The sequence below is a fragment of the Streptococcus danieliae genome, from assembly GCF_013415245.1.
In the GTDB taxonomy this organism is placed as follows: Bacteria; Bacillota; Bacilli; order Lactobacillales; family Streptococcaceae; genus Streptococcus; species Streptococcus danieliae_A.
This window is the reverse complement of the sequence record NZ_JACBXX010000207.1, coordinates 1-7688: the sequence shown is the minus strand read 5'-3', so window position 1 is coordinate 7688 and position 7688 is coordinate 1. Positions and strand designations below refer to the sequence as shown.

General features: G+C 44.9%; 8 protein-coding genes. 2 read left to right on the top strand and 6 right to left on the bottom strand.

All coding sequences use genetic code 11. The features are described 5' to 3' along the window. The 4 genes from HZY94_RS09170 to HZY94_RS09155 form a co-directional block, all read right to left on the bottom strand. A partial coding sequence (locus HZY94_RS09170; RefSeq protein ID WP_257151889.1) for a reverse transcriptase domain-containing protein occupies nt 1-368 on the bottom strand: 368 nt, incomplete at its 3' end. A gap of 764 nt (nt 369-1132) precedes the next feature. Then, on the bottom strand, nt 1133-2290 hold the full coding sequence (locus HZY94_RS09165) for a glycosyltransferase family 4 protein (protein WP_179925891.1): 1158 nt from the start codon (nt 2288-2290) through the stop codon (nt 1133-1135). A 2-nt stretch (nt 2291-2292) separates the two neighbouring features. Beyond that, the gene (locus tag HZY94_RS09160; RefSeq protein WP_179925890.1) at nt 2293-3063 is read right to left on the bottom strand and encodes an adaptor protein MecA; all 771 of its coding nucleotides are present in this window, start codon (nt 3061-3063) and stop codon (nt 2293-2295) included. Between the two features lie 79 nt (nt 3064-3142). Beyond that, on the bottom strand, nt 3143-3988 hold the full coding sequence (locus HZY94_RS09155) for an undecaprenyl-diphosphate phosphatase (protein ID WP_179925889.1): 846 nt from the start codon (nt 3986-3988) through the stop codon (nt 3143-3145). Between the two features lie 218 nt (nt 3989-4206). Here HZY94_RS09155 and HZY94_RS09150 point away from each other — a divergent pair, with 218 nt between their 5' ends. Continuing rightward, entirely contained in the window at nt 4207-5772 is a 1566-nt protein-coding gene (locus HZY94_RS09150) for an ABC transporter substrate-binding protein/permease (protein ID WP_179925888.1), read from the top strand. Beyond that, nucleotides 5769-6512: an amino acid ABC transporter ATP-binding protein gene (locus HZY94_RS09145; protein ID WP_179925887.1), complete on the top strand. Its 744-nt coding sequence runs from the start codon at nt 5769-5771 to the stop codon at nt 6510-6512. Before HZY94_RS09150 ends, HZY94_RS09145 begins: the two co-directional genes overlap by 4 nt. Nucleotides 6513-6579: 67 nt before the next feature. Here the strand turns inward: HZY94_RS09145 and HZY94_RS09140 are convergent, their stop codons facing one another. After that, complete coding sequence (locus tag HZY94_RS09140) at nt 6580-6846, bottom strand: hypothetical protein (RefSeq protein WP_179925886.1); 267 nt, start codon at nt 6844-6846, stop codon at nt 6580-6582. A 705-nt stretch (nt 6847-7551) separates the two neighbouring features. After that, the coding region (locus HZY94_RS09135; RefSeq protein WP_179925885.1) for a transposase at nt 7552-7688 on the bottom strand (137 nt) is incomplete at its 5' end.

The window sequence follows — 7688 nt, the reverse complement described above, 5'->3', positions numbered from 1 at the left end:
TGAATAATAGCTGTCTCACAAGAGCGATTGGGACGAAAGCCATAACTATACTCTGAGAAGTGTCTTTCACAGATTGGACTGATGGTTTGAACAATCGCTTGTTGTACCATTCTGTCCATGACTGTAGGGATTCCAAGATTTCGGACGCCACCATTTGGCTTAGGAATTTCAACTCGTAAAACTGGTTGAGGTTTGTACTTCCTCTGCTTTATAAGTTCCTTGGTTTCTCGCCAATGTTGCCGTAGGAAATTATCCATTTCCTCAATGGTAACTCCGTCGATACCAGCAGAACCCTTGTTTCTTTTTACCTGATGATAGGCTTCAAGCATATTGTTCCGAGATAATATCTTATCTAGCAATTCTGACATGTGCGTATTCCTTTCTTGTTTCGGTGTCTGAGGGACATCTTAGATTCGTGAACCTTCTCCTAGTCAATACGTGACCGTCTCCAGTTCTATCAGACCGTTCTTTTACAGACACAAGTGAAGTAGGATTACTTCGGTTAATTGTTCGCCCCTTCGCTCCATTTCCATTACAGAAACTTCATCACTACTATGGGTTCGGCTGACTTCTCATGATTCGTTGTTACTACGTCTACGACGCTCATGAGACCTCACGGGATAAGTCGTATATCTTTCCTCGTTTACTCTCGTGATCTACGCATATAGGTTACGACTACCTTTTGGGACTTTAGAGTTTTCAGCCTCCTCATCCACTACATACGCCTTCATATCACATTTCTGTTCGTAGAGCCACGATTTCGCTATCCCTTCCTCTCCCCGCTACCTCACGATAGTCAGGCTTGGGAGTCGCTATTGGGTTCACCGGTAGCAGGTGCCCACAGAGGACTTGCACCTCAGATATACGACATGCCCGTCGTACTGAAAAGATTCCAAGCTTGCCAGCTTGGAATCGGGGGGAGTCGGGAAACTTCGGTTCCCGACTAAGGCATGGAACTCGTTAGAGGTCGCTGCCGTCCCCCACCACAGGGGAAGCATCTCATAGAAATTCGAAAGAAGCCAGGGTACAGTCATTAAAAAGCTACAATTATCAAATTCCATGACTATCGGTTTTCAGGAATTCCACACAACTTGCAAAAGAACCCTTTTTTAGTGTTTAGAATTATTCTTATCTACTTGGATTGCTTCTTACGTAATTGCCTTACTTCTTCCCGATAGGCTGAGTTTCCAATGAAGCGCAAGGTTTTTAAAAGCGGAGCCCGATCTGGACCCAAAATCCCCAACAACTCGACAAACAACTCTGTGCCAAAGGCAATCCCAACAAGAAGTAAAATTCCCCCAATCCGGCTAGATACATTTAGCAAGAGCGAAATCATCGAAAAGATGAAGGTAATCCCATAAATCACCAAAACCGTCCCCCGATGGGTCAAGCCCAGACTCAGCAGCCGGTGATGCAGGTGATGCCGATCCGCCTCAGAAATCTTCCGGCCCGCCAAACGCCTACGAATAATCGCCATCAAGGTATCCGTAATGGGAACCCCTAGAATAATCATCGGAGTAATCACCGCTACCGCTGTCGCGTTTTTCAAGCCCTGCAAGGACAAAACGGAAATCATAAATCCCAGAAACAAGGCTCCCGTATCCCCCAAAAAGATAATCGCCGGATGATAGTTGTAAGGGAAAAATCCGCCAATCGCCATCACCAACAATAAAATCAAAAGGGTCAAAAAAAGATTATCCTGGGGCAGGAAGAAATAAGAAACAATGGCCATGGTTGCCAGCGAAATAATCGACACTCCGCTCACCAACCCATCCAGACCATCCAAGAGATTGACCGCATTGGTAATAGCCGCAATCCAAATCAAGGTCAGAATAAAGGAAACAATCGGACCAAAATGGAGGAAAGGACCACCAAAGGGAAGTTTAAAATTATCCAGGCGAAAATCAGTCAAGGACCAAATTAAAACCGCCGCCAGAAGAATTCCCAGCATTTTCTGAGCCGGTTTCAATTCCAGCACATCATCCAGGAGACCTGTCAACACAATCACGCCACCGGCCAACAAAACAGGCCAGACATAGTCAAAATAGGTATAGCCAAAGGTCGTGACCTTAACAATCCCAGGCATGATAAACAAGTTCACCAAGCTAAACGATAGAAAGATCGCCAAACCACCAGCGGTCGGCATGGGCTGCTGATTAATCCGCCTAGCGTTAGGCTGATCCACAGCCCCAATCTGAAAGGCCAAGAGACGCACGAGGGGAGTCAAGAGAATACTTCCCAAAAACGTAGCGATCAAGGCTAGAATAAAGGCAAGGGCAAAGGGTACCATACTTAAATCCTTTGTAAATCTTCAATCGCAGTCCCATACAATAAAACAGTTCCGTGCTCCTGAAGAACCGGCCGGGTTACCTGGGACTCTTCTGCCATCTCTCGCATCCGAGCCATCAAATAAACAGGAGCCTTCCCTGGCATTTGACTGGTATTGACCAAAACAGTCAGGTAATACCGCCCCTTATATTTATAGAGCTCAGAGCCATCATAGTCATAGTCAACAAGATCTGCATATTCCCTTACCTTGTTAAAATCCGAAAACTGAAGGACATAATATAAGAAGTGATTGTCACTCTTAGACCCACGGATTCCTTGAGTTTCAGACGCGTCCAACTCCTCTTCCTGATCCGCTTGGACCTGCTGGCGGAAATTATCCAACTCACTGAGTAACTCATCTGATTGTGGATCCTGGCTATATTCTTTTAAGGCCTCTTCCATCGCTTTGATAAATTCTTCCGGTTCCATATCCGGAAAATCCTCCATGCGTGGTAGGTCTTCGAAATCAATCTCGTCAAAGTCCATCGCCTTATCCACATCTGACTTAGTCACAAAGACATCCAAGCGATCTGGCTTTGGTGTTACCCGAAAACTCAACATTCCTGAATCCAGAAAATGCTGGGACAACTCCAATTCGTCCAAAATCGTGTAGAAGAAGTCCTCGGTTTTTTCCTGGGGCATCAGGAAGTCCGCCAATTCCATTCCTCTTTCTTCCAAATCTTTCATACTGATCGAAATTTTAATGGTTCGATCATTTAATTGTTTCATTTTCATTTGTTTACCTCGTTATCCAGTATACTTGAATTTTTCGCAGATTTCAAAAAAAGAGTGGAAATACAACCACTCTTCTAGATTAAGCCAAAAAGGCCCGTACCCCTGCATAGAGGAGCAGTAAAATTCCAAGCACAATCCGGTATTTTCCAAAGATGGTAAAATCGTTCTGCTTGACATAGCCGGTCAAGAAACGGATGGCATAAAGGCTGACCGCAAAGGCTGTCACCATAGCCACAACTAAGAGTAAGCCCTCTGTCCCCGTTAAGCTATTGCCATTAAGGATAAATTTGAGAACCTTAACACCACTGGCTCCAAACATAACGGGAATCCCAAGGAAAAAGGTGAACTCTGTCACCACTGACCGACTGGTTCCGTTCAAGAGACCACCAACAATGGTTGCCCCAGACCGACTGGTCCCCGGAAACAGGGCCAAGACTTGGAAAAGACCAATCTTGAAGGCTGTCGCATAAGGGAGATCTTCCAAACGCGTCACACTAGGATCTTTGACAAACTCCTGTTTCTCAATCACCAAAAAGGCAATTCCATAAATAATCAACATTAAGGCAATCGAAACTGGATTATAAAAATGCGCCTCAAACCAATCGTCTAAAGGAACCCCAATCACCATGGCCGGCAAAATCGCCACTAGCACCTTAGACCAAAGAGACCAAGTCTGCTTGACTTCTTCTTGCGATTTACCCGGCTTAAAGGGATTAAGCTTGCCAAAATAAATCACCACAACCGCCAAAATTGCTCCCAACTGGATGACAACATTAAACATGTCCATAAAGCCAGCCGAAACTCCTTTAAAGTTCACAAACTCCTGCAACAAGAGCAGGTGTCCGGTACTGGAAATCGGCAACCACTCTGTGATTCCCTCAACAATTCCAAATAAAATCGCTTTTAACAGTTCAATCAGTATCATGCGTTTTCGTCCTTCCTAACAGTCATGATTATACCACAAGCACATCTCTCTGACCAACAGAATCTCTAGTTCTAAAAAGGATATTCACAATTCCAGACAAGCTTATTTGAAAAAGGTTTTTCCGATGCACATGGTATTTAAAACGCTTTCACTAAAAAATATATTGATTCCTTTGCCTTTTTTAAGGTATAATGAAAAAAATCTAGAAGGAGGTTCCTATGAAAAAGTTAGTAGTAAGCCTACTCACAGGTCTCGCTCTGCTCTTTGCCTGGACTCAACCAGTCAGCGCAGATGATTACCTACGAGTCGGGATGGAAGCAGCTTATGCTCCATTTAACTGGACACAGGACGACGACAGTAACGGTGCCGTTCAAATTGAAGGCACAAACCAATACGCCAATGGCTACGATGTACAAATTGCCAAGAAAATCGCTGAAAAGCTCGGTAAAAAACCCCTGGTTGTCAAGACAACCTGGAACGGACTAATCCCTGCCCTAACTTCGAAAAAGATTGATTTGATCGTAGCAGGAATGAGCCCAACAGAAGAACGCCGCAAGGAGATTGCCTTCTCTGACAGCTACTACCGTAGCCAACCAGTGATCGTTGTCCGCAAAGACTCTGATTATGCCGCAGCCAAATCACTAACTGACTTCAAGGGAGCCAAACTTACCTCACAACAGGGAGTTTACCTCTACGATTTGATCGACCAAATCGATGGCGCTTCTAAAGAGACTGCCATGGGAGATTTCGCACAAATGCGTCAGGCTCTCGAAGCTGGAGTCATTGACGGCTACATCTCCGAACGCCCTGAAGCCTTAACTGCCGAAGATGCAAACCCTAACCTGAAGATGGTTAACTTGGACCAAGGTTTTACAACCAACGACGAGGAAGTAACCACTGCTGTCGGAATGCGCAAAGATGACGCCCGGATGAGCCAAGTCAACGCAGCCATCGCAACCCTCTCAGCCGATCAACAAGTGGCTTTGATGGATGAAATGATCCAAAATCAGCCCCTTGCAAGTGAGGACGAAGAAGAAGCAACACCTAGCTTCTTCCAACAAATGCTTACCATTGTCCAAAACAACGGTTCGCAATTCCTTCGCGGAGCTGGCATGACCCTTCTCATTTCCATCATCGGTACCGTAGTCGGAACTGGTATTGGACTTTTGATTGGTGTTTACCGGACTGCCCCCCAAGCGAAAACCAAAGTACTTGCCTTTTTCCAAAAACTCTTTGGCTGGTTCCTCAGTGCCTACATTGAAATTTTCCGTGGTACCCCGATGATCGTACAATCCATGGTTATCTACTACGGAACAGCCCAGGCCTTCGGAATCGACATCGACCGGACCCTCGCAGCCATCTTCATTGTTTCCATCAATACCGGTGCCTACATGAGTGAAATCGTCCGCGGTGGTATCTTCGCAGTTGACAAAGGTCAGTTTGAAGCCGCAACAGCCCTAGGAATGAACCACGGACAAACCATGCGTAAGATTGTCTTGCCACAGGTTATCCGCAATATCCTTCCTGCAACCGGAAATGAGTTTGTCGTCAACATCAAAGATACCTCTGTTTTGAATGTTATCTCCGTTGTCGAACTCTACTTTGCCGGAAATACTGTTGCCACTCAAACCTATCAATATTTCCAAACCTTTACCGTAATCGCCATTATCTACTTCGTGCTCACCTTTACCGTAACCCGTATCTTACGCTATGTAGAACGGCGCATGGATAGTGACACTTACACTACCGGAGCAAACCAAATGCAAACGGGGGTGATCAAATGACACAAACAACCATTCTTGAAATTAAAAACCTCAAAAAATCTTACGGACAAAATGAAGTCCTCAAAGATATCTCCCTTACTGTCCACAAAGGGGAAGTTATTTCCATCATCGGTAGCTCAGGAAGTGGAAAATCCACCTTCCTTCGCTCCATTAACTTACTGGAAACCCCTAGTGCCGGAGAAATTTTCTACCATGGAAAAAATGTGCTTGCAGACGAGCACGACCTCACCACTTACCGGGAAAAATTAGGGATGGTTTTCCAAAACTTTAACCTCTTTGAGAATCTAAATGTCTTGGAAAATGCCATTGTCGCGCAAACAACCGTCCTCAAACGGGAACGTTCAGAGGCCGAAAAAATTGCCAAAGAAAACCTCAACAAGGTTGGCATGGGCGAGCAATACTGGCTAGCAAAACCAAAACAACTCTCCGGTGGTCAAAAGCAACGGGTTGCCATTGCTCGAGCTCTCTCAATGAATCCTGACGCCATTCTCTTTGATGAACCAACGTCAGCTCTAGACCCGGAGATGGTTGGGGAAGTTCTCAAAATCATGCAGGACCTCGCTCAAGAAGGCCTTACCATGATCGTGGTCACCCACGAAATGGAATTTGCCCGCGATGTATCCAGCCGCGTCATCTTCATGGACAAAGGTGTTATCGCTGAAGAAGGACGCCCTGAAGACATCTTTACCAATCCTAAAGAAGAACGTACACGTGAGTTCCTCCAACGCTACCTCGGCTAAAAACTCACGACCACATACAAAAAGCAACGGCCTGAAAACCGTTGCTTTTTGTATGCACGCGAAAAGATTATTTCTCGGAGCTATCCTCGATGACAATCCTTTTCGAAAGCGGAGTCTCATGCTCTTCGATAAAATTCCCAAAGGCATCATCTTCCTCCGAACTATCGGTATCCTCCCCTACTTCCTCTTCACCCTGATTGTTCTCCAAATCCACGGAGCCAAACAGCTGGAAAGAACTAGAGCCACTCTGTGAAGAAACCTGGTTGGTTTCAAACAGAAGCCAACCTCCAAGGACAAGCACTGCTACAGCTAAAACCGACAATAATTTTTTCATAGGGATCTCCTTTGCTACATTTGTATGATTACTTCTTATTGTAAAGGAAAATCAACCAAGGAAAATTTCTGTTACCCATCTGTAAGTCCTAAACAGTCTCCTAGAAGTAAGCCGAACAGAGACTAGGACGACTTTTTCATCTTAGTTCTGCCCCCTCCCTCCAGACAAGTTCCAAGGATTCCTGGACCAATCCCCGTAGCCATAACATAATGAATCCTTTTCACAACAGTTTTCTGACTTACGCATATGCAAGCCTTTTATCCTTAACCCTGAGCTTGTATTTTATAAAGTAGCGAAAAAATCAATTGGTAGCAGGTTTATTAGCCTACAACAACTGAGCAAGTTTTCTGGAAAACATAGGCTTCTTGAAAAAGTTTTTTTCCAACTCCACCGAGGAGAAATTTGTGAACCCCTTTATGAAATCCGGGCTCTTTGTCAACTGTAGTGGGTAGAATTTTACAATCTATAAATAGTGAGTACAATATAGCCTAAAAATGGCTTCCTTTCAATTCATATGGGATGCATTCCCTGTGGTGGGGGACGGCAGCGACCTCTGACGAGTTCCATGCCTTATTCGGGAACCGAAGTTTCCCGAATCCCCCCGATTCCAAGCTCGGTGGCTTGGAATCTTTTCACCACGGGGTTCCGCATCCCTTTTAATTTTTGGAAGCCTTAAAGCGTTTCTTCAGACCTAGGTGGATTCTATCAGAGAGCGAGTCGAGAGAGGACTACCTGTTCCTTTTCTCGTTTCGTATTCAAGGCTAGGAAAATGCGTTTCTTAAAATTGTCAAAGTTCCTGAAACCAAAGGCATTCCGCTTAATAACCTTGATAAGATTATTAG